Source organism: Pseudomonas sp. I8001 (assembly GCF_013385345.1).
GTDB lineage: Bacteria > Pseudomonadota > Gammaproteobacteria > Pseudomonadales > Pseudomonadaceae > Aquipseudomonas.
This window is the reverse complement of sequence record NZ_JACAQC010000013.1, coordinates 56,912-74,418: the sequence shown is the minus strand read 5'-3', so window position 1 is coordinate 74,418 and position 17,507 is coordinate 56,912. Positions and strand designations below refer to the sequence as shown.

Here is a 17,507-nt window from a genome sequence, read left to right as displayed (position 1 = left end):
TGGCCTCGCTCCCGCTAATCAGGGGCCCTGGCAAGGGCCTTCGGATCGTCGCTCAAAGCCACCCACCCGAGCCGATTCGTGTCTGTACCGCCCACAAGGTGTGTTTGACGAGGTTGCGACTGGAACGAAGTTGTCCCGAGGGACGGAAGCTAACCAGGTAACCCGGCAACACACTGATGGATCGTACAAAGGCCCACGACGCCCGAAGACTGTTCGCAGTTCGCCCTTACCTGCTCAACTCCCCCTTGAGCCACTCGTTCATCCCGTCGCCTTCCCCGCCGAGCCTGACTTGACCGCCTAAGCTTCTGGTCAGCGAGCAGCCATAACCACGCACTGATACGTGGCTGGCAAATGGAATTTTCCACCTAGACCTATGCGACGAGGTTTTTCCCCATGGCACTGACACGCGAACAGCAAATTGCAGCCCTTGAAAAAGACTGGGCTGAAAACCCACGCTGGAAAGGCGTGACCCGCGCTTATTCCGCTGCTGACGTCGTCCGCCTGCGTGGCTCGGTTCAACCTGAGCACACCTTTGCAAAACTCGGCGCCGAGAAGCTGTGGAAGCTGGTCACCCAGGGTGCCAAGCCGTCCTTCCGTCCCGAAAAAGATTTCGTCAACTGCATGGGCGCCCTGACTGGCGGCCAAGCGGTTCAACAGGTCAAAGCCGGTATCCAGGCGATCTACCTGTCTGGCTGGCAAGTGGCAGCGGACAACAACTCCGCTGAATCCATGTACCCCGACCAATCGCTGTACCCGGTGGACTCCGTACCAACCGTGGTCAAGCGCATCAACAACTCGTTCCGCCGTGCCGACCAGATCCAGTGGAAAGCCGGTAAAGGCCCGGGCGATGAAGGCTACATCGACTACTTCGCACCGATCGTTGCAGACGCTGAAGCCGGTTTCGGTGGCGTACTGAACGCCTACGAGCTGATGAAGAGCATGATCGAGGCAGGCGCTGCCGGCGTTCACTTCGAAGACCAGCTGGCTTCGGTGAAGAAATGCGGCCACATGGGCGGCAAGGTACTGGTTCCAACCCAGGAAGCTGTTCAAAAGCTGACGGCTGCTCGTCTGGCTGCTGACGTTGCTGGCACTCCGACCATCATCCTGGCCCGTACCGATGCCAACGCGGCTGATTTGCTGACCTCGGATTGCGACCCGTACGACCAGCCGTTCGTGACTGGCGAACGTACCCAGGAAGGTTTCTATAAAGTGCGCGCCGGTCTCGACCAGGCGATCGCTCGTGGCCTGGCCTACGCGCCGTACGCCGACCTGATCTGGTGCGAAACTGCCAAGCCGGACCTGGACGAAGCCCGCCGCTTTGCCGAAGCCATCAAGAAGGAATACCCGGATCAACTGCTGTCCTACAACTGCTCGCCTTCCTTCAACTGGAAGAAGAACCTGGACGACGCGACCATCGCCAAGTTCCAGCGTGAACTGTCTGCCATGGGCTACAAGCACCAATTCATCACCCTGGCCGGCATTCACAACATGTGGCACAGCATGTTCAACCTGGCGCACGACTACGCCCGCAACGACATGACTGCCTACGTGAAGCTTCAGGAACAAGAGTTCGCTGATGCTGCCAAGGGTTACACCTTTGTGGCGCACCAGCAGGAAGTGGGCACCGGTTACTTCGACGACATGACCACCGTGATCCAGGGCGGCACCTCGTCCGTGACTGCGCTGACCGGTTCGACCGAAGAAGAGCAGTTCCACTAAGTACTGAGTACACGGCCACTGCGGCCCCACGGAAGACCTAACCGCAGTGCCGCACGATCTGACGCCCCGACTGGTTCGGGGCGTTTTTTTGGGCGCCTGAAAAGCACTGGAGTGTGAGAGCAGCCACGGTCAACTGTAGGAGCTGGCTTGCCTGCGATGCCGACAACTCGGTTTCTGCGATACACCGAGGCGATGCCATCGCAGGCAAGCCAGCTCCCACAGGAAAGCAGAGCGGCACGCGCCTTGGCCCAGCCTTTGATTGGGCTTTTGAATATGTGCCCCTGCGCGCCCTCGCCACCCGATTTCGATCAAAACATTGATCCAGAGCGCTATTCCCATCTGCAAAACCAGTTAAAAGATCCGCTTTACCAACTAGCATCACCCGCACAAGTAACAACAACTTCCCGCGCTAAACCCCGAACAGTTGTTTAAAACCCACGCAAACAATATTCATTATCATTTAGAGCATGAAAACTTCTTTACCGGTTAAACAAAACACAATTCGTGAAAAGCCCGCTAATGCCCGCAGCACAAGGGCTACAGCCCCAAGAAGGTGCACTATGTGCTTATTCCATCGAATAATTTCGCTATAGGAATTTTACTTGCCCGGTGTTTAGCCATAAAATCACCGCGATTGATTGCGCTGCGACATATCGTCACTGCATCGTTACTTTTTCGAGCTCAGAGACCTTTGCTCTCTGTTAAGGATTTCCAGCATGACCGAAGCGACAGGACTCATGGCCCACAACTGGGGCTTTGCCATTTTCCTTCTCGGTGTAGTCGGCCTTTGCGCCTTCATGCTCGGCGTCTCCAGCCTCCTCGGGTCAAAAGCCTGGGGCCGCAGCAAAAACGAACCGTTCGAGTCCGGCATGCTACCTACAGGTGGCGCCCGCTTGCGGCTCTCAGCCAAATTCTATCTGGTCGCGATGCTCTTCGTGATCTTCGACATCGAAGCCCTTTTTCTCTTTGCCTGGTCTGTGTCCGTCCGCGAAAGCGGCTGGACCGGATTCGTCGAAGCCCTCGTTTTCATAGCAATTCTGTTGGCAGGCCTTGTCTACCTATTTCGAGTGGGCGCCCTTGACTGGGCTCCGGAAGCTCGTCGCAAGCGGCAAGCGAAGCTGAAACAATGAGGCTTTGGCGATGCAATACAATCTCACCAGGATCGACCCGGATGCTCCTAACGAGCAGTACCCCATCGGCGAACGGGAAACCGTTTCCGACCCGTTAGAAGACCAAGTCCACAAAAACATCTACATGGGCAAGCTGGAAGACGTGCTGAGTGGCGCGGTCAACTGGGGACGTAAGAACTCCCTGTGGCCGTACAACTTCGGTCTGTCCTGCTGCTACGTGGAAATGACCACCGCCTTCACGGCGCCCCACGACATCGCGCGCTTTGGCGCCGAAGTTATCCGGGCATCGCCGCGTCAGGCGGATTTCATGGTTATCGCCGGTACCTGCTTTATCAAGATGGCGCCGATCATTCAGCGTCTCTACGAGCAAATGCTCGAACCAAAGTGGGTTATCTCCATGGGTTCGTGCGCCAACTCCGGTGGCATGTACGACATCTACTCCGTGGTTCAGGGGGTGGACAAGTTCCTGCCCGTGGACGTCTACGTGCCTGGCTGCCCGCCCCGCCCTGAAGCATTTCTGCAAGGCTTGATGCTGTTGCAGGAATCGATTGGCAAGGAGCGTCGCCCACTTTCCTGGGTTGTCGGAGATCAAGGCGTATACCGCGCCGAGATGCCGTCACAAAAGGAACAGCGCCGCGAACAGCGTATTCAGGTAACCAACCTGCGCAGCCCCGACGAAGTCTGATCCAGAACCGCTTCTTTTATAGAACGAAAACCTGGCTTCATTCTTTACGTTGACCGAAAGCGATAAAAAACCATGACTACAGGCAGTGCTCTGTACATCCCGCCTTATAAGGCAGACGACCAGGATGTGGTCGTCGAACTCAACAACCGTTTTGGCCCTGACGCCTTCACCGCCCAGGCCACACGCACCGGCATGCCGGTGCTGTGGGTGGCGCGTGCCAGGCTCGTCGAAGTCCTGAGCTTCCTGCGCAACCTGCCCAAGCCGTACGTCATGCTCTATGACCTGCATGGCGTGGACGAGCGCCTGCGCACCAAGCGCCAGGGGCTGCCGAGCGGCGCCGACTTCACCGTGTTCTACCACTTGATGTCGCTGGAACGTAACAGCGACGTGATGATCAAGGTGGCCCTCTCCGAGAGCGACCTGAGCGTTCCGACCGTGACCGGTATCTGGCCCAACGCCAACTGGTACGAGCGTGAAGTGTGGGACATGTTCGGCATCGATTTCCCGGGCCACCCGCACCTGTCGCGCATCATGATGCCGCCGACCTGGGAAGGCCACCCGCTGCGCAAGGACTTCCCTGCCCGCGCCACCGAATTCGATCCATTCAGCCTGACCCTCGCCAAGCAACAGCTTGAAGAAGAGGCTGCGCGCTTCCGTCCGGAAGACTGGGGCATGAAGCGCTCCGGCACCAACGAGGACTACATGTTCCTCAACCTGGGCCCGAACCACCCTTCGGCTCACGGTGCCTTCCGCATCATCCTGCAACTGGACGGCGAAGAAATCGTCGACTGCGTACCGGACATCGGCTACCACCACCGTGGTGCCGAGAAGATGGCCGAGCGTCAGTCGTGGCACAGCTTCATCCCGTACACCGACCGTATCGACTACCTCGGCGGCGTGATGAACAACCTGCCGTACGTGCTCTCGGTCGAGAAGCTGGCCGGCATCAAGGTGCCGGACAAGGTCGACACCATCCGCATCATGATGGCCGAGTTCTTCCGGATCACCAGCCACCTGCTGTTCCTGGGTACCTATATCCAGGACGTCGGCGCCATGACCCCGGTGTTCTTCACCTTCACCGACCGTCAGCGTGCGTACAAGGTCATCGAAGCCATCACCGGTTTCCGCCTGCACCCGGCCTGGTACCGCATCGGCGGCGTCGCCCACGACCTGCCGCGTGGCTGGGAACGCCTGGTCAAGGAATTCATCGACTGGATGCCCAAGCGTCTGGACGAGTACCAGAAAGCCGCCCTGGACAACAGCATCCTCAAGGGCCGGACCATCGGCGTCGCCCAGTACAACACCAAAGAGGCCCTGGAATGGGGCGTCACCGGTGCTGGCCTGCGTTCCACCGGTTGCGATTTCGACCTGCGTAAAGCACGCCCGTACTCCGGCTACCAGAACTTCGAATTCGAAGTGCCGCTGGCGGCCAACGGCGATGCCTACGACCGCTGCATCGTGCGCGTCGAAGAAATGCGCCAGAGCCTGAAGATCATCGAACAGTGCATGCGCAACATGCCGGAAGGCCCGTACAAGGCGGATCACCCGCTGACCACGCCGCCGCCGAAAGAGCGCACGCTGCAACACATCGAAACCCTGATCACGCACTTCCTGCAAGTTTCGTGGGGCCCGGTGATGCCGGCCAACGAATCCTTCCAGATGATCGAAGCGACCAAGGGTATCAACAGTTATTACCTGACGAGCGATGGCGGCACCATGAGCTACCGCACCCGGATTCGTACGCCAAGCTTCCCGCACCTGCAGCAGATCCCTTCGGTGATCAAAGGTGAAATGGTCGCGGACTTGATTGCGTACCTGGGTAGTATCGATTTCGTTATGGCCGACGTGGACCGCTAAGCATGAATAGCACGCTTATCCAGACAGACCGTTTCACCTTGAGTGAAACCGAGCGCTCGGCCATCGAGCACGAGCTGCATCACTACGAAGACCCGCGCGCGGCGTCGATCGAAGCCTTGAAGATCGTCCAGAAGGAACGTGGCTGGGTGCCGGACGGCGCCCTCTACGCCATCGGCGAGATCCTCGGCATCCCCGCCAGCGACGTTGAAGGCGTGGCGACGTTCTACAGCCAGATCTTCCGCCAGCCGGTCGGCCGCCACATCATTCGCGTGTGCGACAGCATGGTCTGCTACATCGGTGGCCACGAGTCCGTGGTCAGCGAGATCCAGAGCAAGCTGGGCATCGGCCTGGGCCAAACCACTCCGGACGGGCGCTTCACGCTGCTGCCGGTGTGCTGCCTGGGCAACTGTGACAAGGCGCCGGCGTTGATGATCGACGACGACACATTCGGCGACGTGCAGCCTGCTGGCGTCACCCAATTGCTCGAGGGCTACCCATGACCCTGACTTCCTTCGGTCCTGCCAACCACATCAAGCGGTCGGCCGAGACTCACCCGCTGACCTGGCGCCTGCGTGACGACGGCGAGCCTGTATGGCTTGACGAGTACCAGGCCAAGAACGGTTACGCGGCCGCGCGCAAAGCCTTTGCCGACATGGCCCAGGACGACATCGTCCAGACCGTGAAAGACGCAGGCCTTAAGGGCCGCGGCGGTGCAGGCTTCCCCACGGGTGTCAAGTGGGGCCTGATGCCCAAAGACGAATCCATCAACATCCGCTACCTGCTGTGCAACGCGGATGAAATGGAGCCGAACACCTGGAAAGACCGCATGCTGATGGAGCAACTGCCCCATCTGCTGATCGAAGGCATGCTGATCAGTGCTCGCGCCCTGAAAACCTACCGTGGCTACATCTTCCTGCGTGGCGAGTACACCACCGCCGCCAAGCACCTGAACCGTGCCGTGGAAGAAGCCAAGGCCGCTGGCCTGCTGGGCAAGAACATCCTTGGTTCGGGTTTCGACTTCGAACTGTTCGTGCACACCGGCGCCGGGCGTTATATCTGCGGTGAAGAAACCGCACTGATCAACTCCCTCGAAGGCCGCCGCGCCAACCCGCGTTCCAAGCCGCCCTTCCCTGCCGCCGTGGGCGTGTGGGGCAAGCCGACCTGCGTGAACAACGTTGAAACCCTGTGCAACGTGCCGGCAATCATCGGCGACGGCGTGGAGTGGTACAAATCGTTGGCCCGCGAAGGCAGCGAAGACATGGGCACCAAGCTCATGGGCTTCTCCGGCAAGGTCAAGAACCCGGGCCTGTGGGAACTGCCTTTCGGCGTGACCGCACGGGAGCTGTTCGAGGACTACGCCGGCGGCATGCGCGATGGCTACACCCTCAAGGCCTGGCAGCCAGGCGGCGCCGGTACCGGCTTCCTGTTGCCAGAACACCTGGACGCGCAAATGTACGCCGGCGGCATCGGCAAGGTGGGCACCCGTATGGGTACCGGCCTGGCCATGGCCGTGGACAACACCGTGAACATGGTGTCGTTGCTGCGCAACATGGAGCAGTTCTTCTCCCGCGAATCCTGTGGCTTCTGCACCCCGTGCCGCGACGGTTTGCCATGGAGCGTCAAGCTGCTGATGGCCCTGGAAAACGGCGAAGGCCGCGAGGGCGACATCGAGACCCTGCTGGGTCTGGTCGGTTTCCTCGGCCCAGGCAAGACCTTCTGTGCTCACGCACCGGGCGCCGTGGAGCCATTGGGCAGCGCGATCAAATACTTCCGCTCGGAGTTCGAAGCCGGCATCGCGCCTACCAGCGCCGCCGTCCCGCCTCTGGCAAGGCCGATCGTAGTCGGCGCGTAACGCTTAAAAAGGCGAAGGGTCCGTGCCCTTCGCTTTCTCATGTGCTGACGCCTTCAAGGCTGTGTTGATGCACATGAATAACAAGATTCCATTAGCCACGCCCGCTGACACCGGGCCAACGAAGAACTTTGAACCATGGCCACTATCCACGTAGACGGCAAAGAGCTCGAAGTCGATGGGGCAGACAACCTGTTACAGGCGTGTCTGTCGCTAGGCCTCGACATTCCATATTTCTGCTGGCACCCCGCCCTTGGCAGCGTTGGCGCTTGCCGCCAGTGCGCGGTCAAGCAGTACACCGACGAGAACGACACCCGTGGTCGTATCGTCATGTCCTGCATGACCCCTGCCACCGACGGCAGCTGGATCTCCATCGAAGACGAAGAAGCGAAAGTGTTTCGCGCCAGCGTCGTCGAATGGCTGATGACCAACCACCCGCACGACTGCCCTGTGTGTGAGGAAGGCGGCCACTGCCACCTGCAAGACATGACCGTGATGACCGGCCACAACGAGCGCCGGTATCGCTTCACCAAGCGTACCCACCAGAACCAGCAACTGGGCCCGTTCATTTCCCACGAGATGAACCGCTGCATCGCTTGCTACCGCTGCGTGCGCTTCTATAAGGACTACGCCGGCGGTACCGACCTCGGTGTGTTTGGCGCCCACGACAACGTGTACTTCGGTCGCGTTGAAGACGGCACCCTGGAAAGTGAATTCTCCGGCAACCTCACCGAGGTCTGCCCGACCGGTGTGTTCACCGACAAGACTCACTCCGAGCGCTACAACCGCAAGTGGGACATGCAGTTCTCGCCGAGCATCTGCCATGGCTGCTCCAGCGGTTGCAACATCTCCCCGGGTGAGCGCTACGGCGAACTGCGTCGGATCGAAAACCGCTTCAACGGTTCGGTCAACCAGTACTTCCTGTGCGACCGTGGCCGTTTCGGCTATGGCTACGTCAACCGCGAAGACCGCCCACGTCAGCCACTGCTGGCCGACGGCGCCAAGTTGAGCCTCGACGAAGCACTGGATAAAGCCGCTGACCTGCTGCGCGGTCGCAACATCGTCGGTATCGGTTCGCCCCGCGCCAGCCTCGAAAGCAACTACGCGTTGCGCGAGCTGGTAGGCGCCGAACACTTCTACTCGGGTATCGAAGCCGGTGAGCTGGAGCGTATCCGCCTGGTGCTGCAAGTTCTGAACGACAGCCCGCTGCCGGTTCCGAACATGCGCGACATCGAAGACCATGACGCGATCTTCGTCCTCGGTGAAGACCTGACCCAAACCGCTGCACGCGTGGCCCTGTCCCTGCGCCAGTCGGTAAAAGGCAAGGCCGAAGACATGGCCGACGCCATGCGCGTCCAGCCTTGGCTCGACGCTGCGGTGAAAAACATCGGCCAGCACGCGCTGAACCCGCTGTTTATCGCCAGCCTGACCGCCACCAAGCTCGACGACATCGCAGAAGAATGCGTACACGCCGCGCCTGACGACCTGGCCCGCATCGGTTTCGCCGTGGCCCACGCCCTCGACGCCAGTGCGCCTGCCGTAGAAGGCCTGGACGCTGAAGCCGCTGAACTGGCCAAGCGTATCGCCGACGCCCTGCTGGCCGCCAAGCGTCCATTGATCATTGCCGGTACCTCGTTGGGTTCCAAGGCGCTGATCGAAGCCGCTGCCAACATTGCCAAAGCCTTGAAGCTGCGCGAGAAGAACGGTTCCATCAGCCTGATCGTGCCGGAAGCCAACAGCCTTGGCCTGGCCATGCTCGGTGGCGAGTCCCTCGACGCCGCTCTGCAAGCCGTGACCGACGGCAGTGCCGACGCGATCGTGGTGCTGGAAAACGACCTGTATACCCGCACTGATTCGGCCAAGGTCGACGCAGCGCTGAACGCGGCCAAAGTGGTGATCGTTGCCGACCACCAGAAAACCGCCACCAGCGACCGTGCCCACCTGGTACTGCCCGCCGCCAGCTTTGCTGAAGGCGACGGTACCCTGGTCAGCCAGGAAGGCCGCGCCCAGCGCTTCTTCCAGGTGTTCGATCCGAAGTACATGGACGCCAGCATCCTGGTTCACGAAGGCTGGCGCTGGCTGCATGCCCTGCGCGCTACCCTGCTGAACCAGCCGATCGACTGGACCCAGCTCGACCACGTGACTGCCGCCACAGCCGCAGCCGCACCGCAACTGGCGCGCATCGTCGACGCTGCACCGTCCGCCGCGTTCCGCATCAAGGGCATGAAACTCGCCCGTGAACCGTTGCGCTACTCCGGCCGTACCGCCATGCGGGCTGACATCAGCGTGCATGAGCCACGTACACCGCAAGACAACGACACCGCGTTTGCCTTCTCCATGGAAGGTTACTCGGGTTCGGTCGAGCCACGTCAGCAGGTGCCTTTCGCCTGGTCGCCGGGCTGGAACTCGCCGCAGGCCTGGAACAAGTTCCAGGACGAAGTCGGTGGCCACATCCGTGCCGGCGACCCGGGCACCCGCCTGATCGAAAGCACCGGTGACTCGCTGAACTGGTTCGCCAGCGTTCCGCGTCCGTTCAACCCGGCCCAGGGTACCTGGCAGGTTGTGCCGTTCTTCCACTTGTTCGGCAGCGAAGAGACTTCTTCCAAAGCCGCGCCGGTACAAGAGCGCATTCCAGCCGCCTACGTGTCCGTAGCCAAGTCCGAAGCCGACCGCCTGGGCGTCAACGACGGTGCCCTGCTCAGCGTGAACGTCGCCGGCAAGACCCTGCGTCTGCCGCTGCGCATCGACGAAGAGTTGGGTGCTGGCCTGGTTGCATTGCCAAAAGGCCTCGCGGGGATTCCTCCGGCGATCTTCGGCCTTACCGTTGACGGTCTGCAGGAGGCAGCTCAATGACCTGGTTCACCCCTGAAGTGATCGACGTGATCATCGCGGTGGTCAAGGCCATCGTGATCCTGTTGGCCGTGGTCGTGGCGGGCGCCCTGCTCAGCTTCGTCGAACGTCGCCTGCTGGGCTGGTGGCAGGACCGTTACGGTCCGAACCGCGTTGGCCCGTTTGGTATGTTCCAGATCGCCGCCGACATGCTGAAAATGTTCTTCAAGGAAGACTGGACCCCGCCGTTTGCCGACAAGGTGATCTTCACCCTGGCACCGGTCGTGGCCATGAGCGCCTTGCTGATTGCCTTCGCAATCATCCCGATCACCCCGACCTGGGGCGTGGCGGACCTGAACATCGGCTTGCTGTTCTTCTTCGCCATGGCCGGCCTGTCGGTCTACGCGGTGCTGTTCGCCGGTTGGTCGAGCAACAACAAGTTCGCCCTGCTGGGCAGCTTGCGGGCCTCGGCCCAGACCGTGTCCTACGAAGTGTTCATGGGCCTCGCGCTGATGGGCATCGTGGTGCAGGTGGGCTCGTTCAACATGCGCGACATCGTCGAGTACCAGGCGCAGAACCTGTGGTTCATCATTCCGCAGTTCTTCGGCTTCTGTACGTTCTTCATCGCTGGCGTCGCCGTGACTCACCGTCACCCGTTCGACCAGCCGGAAGCGGAACAGGAACTGGCCGACGGTTACCACATCGAATACGCCGGCATGAAATGGGGCATGTTCTTCGTTGGTGAATACATCGGCATCATCTTGATCTCGGCCCTGCTGGTCACGCTGTTCTTCGGCGGCTGGCACGGTCCGTTCGGCATCCTGCCGCAGCTGGCGTTCTTCTGGTTCTTCCTGAAGACCGCGTTCTTCATCATGCTGTTCATCCTGCTGCGCGCTTCCATCCCGCGTCCACGGTATGACCAGGTGATGGATTTCAGCTGGCGATTCTGCCTGCCGCTGACCCTGATCAATTTGCTGGTGACTGCTGCCGTTGTGTTGTTGAACACGCCAGCGGGCGCGGTTCAGTGAGGATTTGACCCATGTTCAAATATATTGGCGACATCGTTAAGGGTACCGGTACCCAGTTGCGAAGCCTGGTGATGGTGTTCGGTCACGGCTTTCGCAAACGCGACACCCTGCAATACCCGGAAGAAGCGGTGTACCTGCCGCCGCGTTATCGCGGCCGCATTGTCCTGACCCGCGACCCCGACGGCGAAGAGCGCTGCGTGGCCTGCAACCTGTGCGCCGTGGCGTGCCCGGTGGGTTGCATCTCGCTGCAGAAAGCTGAAACCGAAGACGGTCGCTGGTACCCGGACTTCTTCCGCATCAACTTCTCGCGCTGCATTTTCTGCGGCCTCTGCGAGGAAGCTTGCCCGACCACCGCGATCCAGCTGACACCGGATTTCGAGATGGCCGAGTTCAAACGTCAGGACCTGGTGTACGAGAAAGAAGATCTGCTGATCTCTGGTCCCGGTAAAAACCCTGATTACAACTTCTATCGTGTTGCAGGTATGGCCGTTGCCGGTAAGCCGAAAGGCGCCGCACAAAACGAAGCCGAGCCGATCAACGTGAAGAGCTTGCTGCCTTAAGGAAGAAAGATGGAATTCGCTTTCTATTTCGCATCGGGTATTGCAGTGGTGTCCACGCTTCGCGTGATCACCAACACTAACCCCGTGCACGCCCTGCTCTACCTGATCATTTCGCTGATCGCCGTGGCCATGACCTTCTTCAGCCTCGGCGCACCGTTCGCCGGTGTACTGGAAGTGATCGCCTACGCCGGCGCCATCATGGTGCTGTTCGTGTTTGTGGTGATGATGCTCAACCTGGGGCCGGCGTCTGTCGCCCAGGAACGCGTCTGGCTCAAGCCCGGCATCTGGCTCGGCCCGGTGATCCTCGCAGCCCTGCTGCTGGGTGAACTGCTGTATGTGCTGTTCGCTCACCAGAGCGGCCAGGCCATCGGCCACACCACCGTAGACGCGAAAGCCGTGGGCATCAGCCTGTTCGGCCCGTACCTGCTGGTGGTCGAACTGGCTTCGATGCTGCTGCTCGCTGCAGCCATCACCGCCTTCCACTTGGGCCGCAACGAAGCCAAGGAGCAATGACGATGCCTGCTATCCCTTTGGAGCATGGTCTGGCGGTCGCCGGCATCCTGTTCTGCCTTGGCCTGGTCGGCCTGATGGTTCGCCGCAACATTCTGTTCGTGTTGATGAGCCTGGAAATCATGATGAACGCCGCGGCACTCGCGTTCATCGTGGCCGGTAGCCGTTGGGGCCAGCCGGATGGACAAGTGATGTTCATCCTGGTGATCAGCCTGGCAGCCGCCGAGGCCAGTATTGGCCTGGCGATCCTGCTGCAACTGTATCGTCGCTTCCACACGCTTGATATCGACGCTGCCAGTGAGATGCGCGGATGAACATGATCTTTCTGACTTTCGTATTTCCCCTGATCGGTTTCCTGCTGCTGTCGTTCTCCCGTGGACGCTGGTCGGAAAACCTCTCGGCCCTGGTGGGTGTGGGTTCCATCGGCCTGTCGGCAATTGTCGCCGCCTACGTCATCTGGCAATTCAACGTCGCACCGCCTGAAGGCGGTCACTACACCCTGGTGTTGTGGCAGTGGATGTCGGTGGAGGGCTTCAAGCCCAACTTCGCCCTCTACGTCGACGGCCTGTCGATCACCATGCTCGGCGTGGTCGTCGGTGTAGGCTTCCTGATCCACCTGTTCGCGTCCTGGTACATGCGCGGTGAAGCCGGTTACTCGCGCTTCTTCGCCTACACCAACCTGTTTATCGCCAGCATGCTGTTCCTGGTGCTGGGCGATAACCTGTTGTTCCTGTACTTTGGCTGGGAAGGCGTGGGCCTGTGCTCGTACCTGTTGATCGGTTTCTACTACAGCAACCGCAACAACGGTAACGCCGCACTCAAAGCCTTTATCGTGACCCGGATCGGTGACGTGTTCATGGCCATCGGCCTGTTCATCCTGTTCCAACAGGTGGGCACGCTGAACATCCAGGAACTGCTGGTGCTGGCACCGCAGAAATTCCAGATCGGCGACTTCTGGATCACCCTGGCGACCCTGATGCTGCTGGGTGGCGCTGTCGGTAAATCCGCACAACTGCCGCTGCAAACCTGGCTGGCGGATGCGATGGCCGGCCCTACCCCGGTTTCGGCACTGATCCACGCCGCGACCATGGTAACCGCCGGTGTCTACCTGATTGCCCGTACCCACGGCCTGTTCACCCTGGCGCCGGAGATTCTGCACCTCGTGGGCCTGGTGGGTGGCGTGACCCTGGTACTGGCAGGTTTTGCTGCCCTGGTTCAGACCGACATCAAGCGTATCCTCGCCTACTCGACCATGAGCCAGATCGGCTACATGTTCCTGGCCCTGGGCGTTGGCGCCTGGGACGGCGCGATCTTCCACCTGATGACCCACGCCTTCTTCAAGGCCCTGCTGTTCCTTGCTTCCGGTGCGGTGATCGTTGCCTGCCACCACGAGCAGAACATCTTCAAGATGGGCGGCCTGTGGAAGAAACTGCCGTTGGCCTACGCCAGCTTCATCGTCGGCGGCGCGGCCTTGTCGGCCCTGCCACTGGTGACCGCAGGTTTCTACTCGAAAGACGAAATCCTCTGGGAAGCCTTTGCCAGCGGTAACCACGGCCTGCTGTACGCCGGCCTGGTAGGTGCGTTCATGACCTCGCTGTACACCTTCCGCCTGATCTTCATCACGTTCCACGGTGAAGCCAAGACTGAAGCCCACGCAGGCCATGGCATTTCCCACTGGCTGCCACTGTCGGTGCTGATCATCCTGTCGACCTTCGTCGGCGCCATGATCACCCCGCCACTGGCCGGTGTTCTGCCGGAAAGCGCCGGCCATGCCGGTGGTGCAGCCAAGCACAGCCTGGAAATCGCCTCGGGCGCCATCGCCATCGCGGGTATCCTGCTGGCGGCCCTGCTGTTCCTCGGCAAGCGCCGCTTCGTCACCGCCATCGCCAACAGTGGCATTGGCCGCTTCCTTTCGGCCTGGTGGTTCGCTGCCTGGGGCTTCGACTGGATCTACGACAAACTGTTCGTCAAGCCGTACCTTGCGATCAGCCACGTACTGCGCAAAGACCCGCTCGACCAGACCATCGGTTTGATCCCGCGTGCCGCCAAGGCCGGTCACACCGCCCTGAGCCGCAGCGAGACCGGCCAATTGCGCTGGTATGCAGCTTCCATGGCGGCCGGTGCCGTCCTGGTAATCGGCGCCATCATCGTGGTCGCGGTCTGACTATGCACATTGCGAACTTTGCGAACTTGCGAAAGGAAACGAGCCCGTCATGATTCTGCCCTGGCTAATCCTGATCCCCTTTATCGGCGGCCTGCTCTGCTGGATGGGTGAACGCTTCGGCGCCACCCTCCCCCGCTGGATTGCGTTGCTGACCATGTCCCTGGAACTCGCTCTCGGCCTCTGGCTGTGGGCCCACGGCGACTATTCATTTGCTCCGGCACCGGGTGTCGATCCCACCTTCGCGCTTGAATTCAAGCACGTGTGGATCCAGCGCTTCGGCATCAACGTGCACCTGGCCCTCGACGGCCTGTCGCTGTTGATGATCCTGCTGACCGGCCTGCTGGGTATCCTCTCGGTACTCTGCTCCTGGAAAGAGATCCAGCGTCACGTGGGCTTCTTCCACCTGAACCTGATGTGGATCCTGGGCGGCGTTGTCGGCGTGTTCCTCGCCCTCGACCTGTTCATGTTCTTCTTCTTCTGGGAAATGATGCTGGTGCCGATGTACTTCCTCATCGCGCTCTGGGGTCACAGTTCTTCGGACGGCAAGAAAACCCGGATCTACGCGGCGACCAAGTTCTTCATCTTCACCCAGGCTTCCGGCCTGATCATGTTGGTGGCGATCCTGGGCCTGGTACTGGTCAACTTCAACAGCACGGGCGTGATCACGTTCAACTACGCCGACCTGTTGAAAACCAAGATGTCCCTGACCACCGAGTACATCCTGATGCTGGGCTTCTTCATCGCGTTCGCGGTGAAGCTGCCGGTGGTGCCGTTCCACTCCTGGTTGCCTGACGCTCACGCCCAGGCGCCGACTGCAGGTTCCGTCGACCTGGCCGGTATCCTGTTGAAGACGGCGGCCTACGGCCTGCTGCGTTTCGCCCTGCCGCTGTTCCCGAATGCCTCGGCCGAGTTCGCGCCGATCGCCATGACCCTCGGTCTGATCGGGATCTTCTACGGTGCGTTCCTGGCCTTCGCCCAAACCGACATCAAGCGTCTGATTGCCTTCTCGTCCGTTTCCCACATGGGCTTCGTACTGATCGGCATCTACTCCGGCAGCCAACTGGCGCTGCAAGGCGCAGTGATCCAGATGCTGGCTCACGGTGTGTCGGCAGCGGCACTGTTTATCCTCAGCGGCCAACTGTACGAGCGCCTGCACACTCGTGACATGCGCGAGATGGGTGGCGTGTGGTCACGTATCGCCTACCTGCCGGCCATCAGCCTGTTCTTCGCCGCCGCATCCCTGGGCTTGCCGGGTACCGGCAACTTCATCGGCGAGTTCCTGATCCTGATGGGTGCCTTCGTGCATACGCCGTGGGTCAGTGCGATCGCTACGTCTGGCCTGGTGTTCGGTTCGGTCTACTCGCTGATCATGATCCACCGCGCATACTTCGGTCCGGCCAAGTCCGACACCGTGTTGCACGGCATGGACGGTCGCGAACTGATCATGGTGCTCGGCCTTGCGGTACTGCTGGTGTTTATCGGCGTGTACCCGCAACCGTTCCTGGATACTTCTGCCGCAACGATGCATGGCGTGCAGCAGTGGTTCGGCACCGCCTTCTCTCAACTCGCTTCGGCCCGGTAAGAGCGCTATGGAATTCACGATCCAACACTTTATCGCGCTTGCGCCGCTGCTGATCACCAGCCTCACCATCGTGGTGGTGATGCTGGCGATCGCCTGGCGCCGCAATCACTCGCAAACGTTCCTGCTGTCCTGTGCGGGCTTGAACCTGGCCCTGCTGTCGATTATCCCGGCACTCAAGGTCGCGCCACTGGCCGTGACCCCGCTGATGATGGTCGATGACTTCGCGCTGCTGTATATCGCGCTGATCCTGGTTGCCACCCTGGCCTGCGTCACGCTCGCCCACGCCTACCTCGGCGAAGGCGGCACCGGCTACCCGGGCAACCGCGAAGAGCTGTACCTGCTGATCCTGCTGGCTGCGGCCGGTGGTATCGTGCTGGTCAGCGCGCAGCACCTGGCCGGCTTGTTCATCGGCCTGGAACTGCTGTCGATCCCGGTCTACGGCCTGGTGGCGTATGCCTTCTTCAACAAGCGCTCCCTGGAAGCCGGCATCAAGTACATGGTGCTGTCGGCAGCCGGTTCGGCGTTCCTGTTGTTCGGTATGGCCCTGCTCTACGCAGAAGCCGGCAGCCTGAGCTTCAGCGGTATCGGTCACGCCCTGGCAGCCTCCGGCAGCCCTGCGCCAATTGCCCAACTGGGCCTGGCCATGATGCTGATCGGCCTGGCGTTCAAGCTGTCGCTGGTGCCGTTCCACCTGTGGACCCCGGACGTGTACGAAGGCGCCCCGGCGCCGGTGGCTGCTTTCCTGGCTACCGCGTCGAAAGTCGCCGTGTTTGCCGTGATGGTGCGTCTGTTCCAGATCTCCCCTGCGGCCAACACCGGTGTACTCAGCAACGTGCTGACCATCATCGCCATCGCTTCGATCCTGTTCGGCAACCTGCTGGCGCTGACCCAGAACAACCTCAAGCGTCTGCTGGGTTATTCGTCCATCGCGCACTTCGGTTACCTGCTGATAGCCCTGGTGGCGAGCAAGGGCCTGGCGATGGAAGCCATCGGCGTGTACCTGGTCACCTACGTGATCACAAGCCTGGGTGCATTCGGTGTGATCACGCTGATGTCCTCGCCTTACAAAGGCCGCGACGCCGACGCCCTGTACGAATACCGCGGCCTGTTCTGGCGCCGTCCGTACCTGACCGCCGTACTGACCGTGATGATGCTGTCCCTGGCGGGTATCCCGCTGACTGCGGGCTTCATCGGCAAGTTCTACATCGTGGCCACCGGTGTTGAAGCGCACGAATGGTGGTTGGTTGCGTCCCTGGTACTGGGCAGCGCCATCGGCGTTTTCTACTACCTGCGCGTGATGGTGACCTTGTACCTGATCGAGCCAAACCTGCGCCGTGTGGACGCCGAGTTGCACTGGGAACAGAAAGCAGGCGGCGTGATGCTGCTGGCAATCGCCCTGCTGGCGTTCTTCCTGGGTGTGTACCCACAACCGTTGCTCACCCTGGTGCAGCATGCGGTGATGGCGGGTTGATCGCTTAGTTAAACGCAGCAAGCAAAACGGCGCCTTCGGGCGCCGTTTTGCGTTTCTGGCGTATTAATTTGTTGTCTGACACACAAAGGGAATTTTCCTCGTCGAGATGCCTCCCCTTCCGGC

General features: G+C 60.7%; 14 protein-coding genes. All 14 read left to right on the top strand.

Features of this window, described 5'->3' with window-relative positions; all coding sequences use genetic code 11:
* The first annotated feature begins 393 nt into the window (after positions 1–393).
* The 14 genes from aceA (at position 394) to nuoN (ending at position 17,384) form a co-directional block, all read left to right on the top strand.
* On the top strand, positions 394–1,719 hold the full coding sequence (gene aceA / locus HX839_RS13300) for an isocitrate lyase (protein WP_003219577.1): 1,326 nt from the start codon (positions 394–396) through the stop codon (positions 1,717–1,719).
* A gap of 716 nt (positions 1,720–2,435) precedes the next feature.
* On the top strand, positions 2,436–2,849 hold the full coding sequence (locus HX839_RS13295; RefSeq protein WP_003219575.1) for an NADH-quinone oxidoreductase subunit A: 414 nt from the start codon (positions 2,436–2,438) through the stop codon (positions 2,847–2,849).
* Positions 2,850–2,859: 10 nt separating this feature from the next.
* A complete protein-coding gene (locus HX839_RS13290; protein ID WP_003219572.1) occupies positions 2,860–3,534 on the top strand; it encodes an NADH-quinone oxidoreductase subunit B family protein in 675 nt (224 codons plus the stop codon).
* Positions 3,535–3,606: 72 nt separating this feature from the next.
* On the top strand, positions 3,607–5,391 hold the full coding sequence (nuoC, locus tag HX839_RS13285) for an NADH-quinone oxidoreductase subunit C/D (protein WP_003219570.1): 1,785 nt from the start codon (positions 3,607–3,609) through the stop codon (positions 5,389–5,391).
* Between the two features lie 2 nt (positions 5,392–5,393).
* Entirely contained in the window at positions 5,394–5,891 is a 498-nt protein-coding gene (nuoE, locus tag HX839_RS13280) for an NADH-quinone oxidoreductase subunit NuoE (protein ID WP_003219568.1), read from the top strand.
* A complete protein-coding gene (gene nuoF, locus HX839_RS13275) occupies positions 5,888–7,243 on the top strand; it encodes an NADH-quinone oxidoreductase subunit NuoF (RefSeq protein ID WP_177067160.1) in 1,356 nt (451 codons plus the stop codon). Before nuoE ends, nuoF begins: the two co-directional genes overlap by 4 nt.
* A gap of 135 nt (positions 7,244–7,378) precedes the next feature.
* On the top strand, positions 7,379–10,093 hold the full coding sequence (nuoG, locus tag HX839_RS13270) for an NADH-quinone oxidoreductase subunit NuoG (protein WP_177009162.1): 2,715 nt from the start codon (positions 7,379–7,381) through the stop codon (positions 10,091–10,093).
* Positions 10,090–11,097, top strand: coding sequence for an NADH-quinone oxidoreductase subunit NuoH (gene nuoH, locus HX839_RS13265; protein WP_003219563.1), 1,008 nt, complete (start codon positions 10,090–10,092; stop codon positions 11,095–11,097). Before nuoG ends, nuoH begins: the two co-directional genes overlap by 4 nt.
* A gap of 11 nt (positions 11,098–11,108) precedes the next feature.
* A complete protein-coding gene (gene nuoI, locus HX839_RS13260) occupies positions 11,109–11,657 on the top strand; it encodes an NADH-quinone oxidoreductase subunit NuoI (protein ID WP_003174725.1) in 549 nt (182 codons plus the stop codon).
* A 9-nt stretch (positions 11,658–11,666) separates the two neighbouring features.
* A complete protein-coding gene (nuoJ, locus tag HX839_RS13255; protein ID WP_003219561.1) occupies positions 11,667–12,170 on the top strand; it encodes an NADH-quinone oxidoreductase subunit J in 504 nt (167 codons plus the stop codon).
* A gap of 2 nt (positions 12,171–12,172) precedes the next feature.
* Positions 12,173–12,481, top strand: a complete 309-nt coding sequence (nuoK, locus tag HX839_RS13250) for an NADH-quinone oxidoreductase subunit NuoK (protein ID WP_003219560.1) — start codon at positions 12,173–12,175, stop codon at positions 12,479–12,481.
* A complete protein-coding gene (gene nuoL, locus HX839_RS13245; RefSeq protein WP_177067159.1) occupies positions 12,478–14,331 on the top strand; it encodes an NADH-quinone oxidoreductase subunit L in 1,854 nt (617 codons plus the stop codon). Before nuoK ends, nuoL begins: the two co-directional genes overlap by 4 nt.
* Before the next feature lie 49 nt (positions 14,332–14,380).
* The gene (gene nuoM / locus HX839_RS13240) at positions 14,381–15,913 is read left to right on the top strand and encodes an NADH-quinone oxidoreductase subunit M (protein WP_003219558.1); all 1,533 of its coding nucleotides are present in this window, start codon (positions 14,381–14,383) and stop codon (positions 15,911–15,913) included.
* A 7-nt stretch (positions 15,914–15,920) separates the two neighbouring features.
* Positions 15,921–17,384 (top strand): NADH-quinone oxidoreductase subunit NuoN, encoded by a 1,464-nt coding sequence (gene nuoN / locus HX839_RS13235; protein WP_003219557.1) that lies wholly within the window; start codon positions 15,921–15,923, stop codon positions 17,382–17,384.
* Positions 17,385–17,507 lie beyond the last annotated feature (123 nt).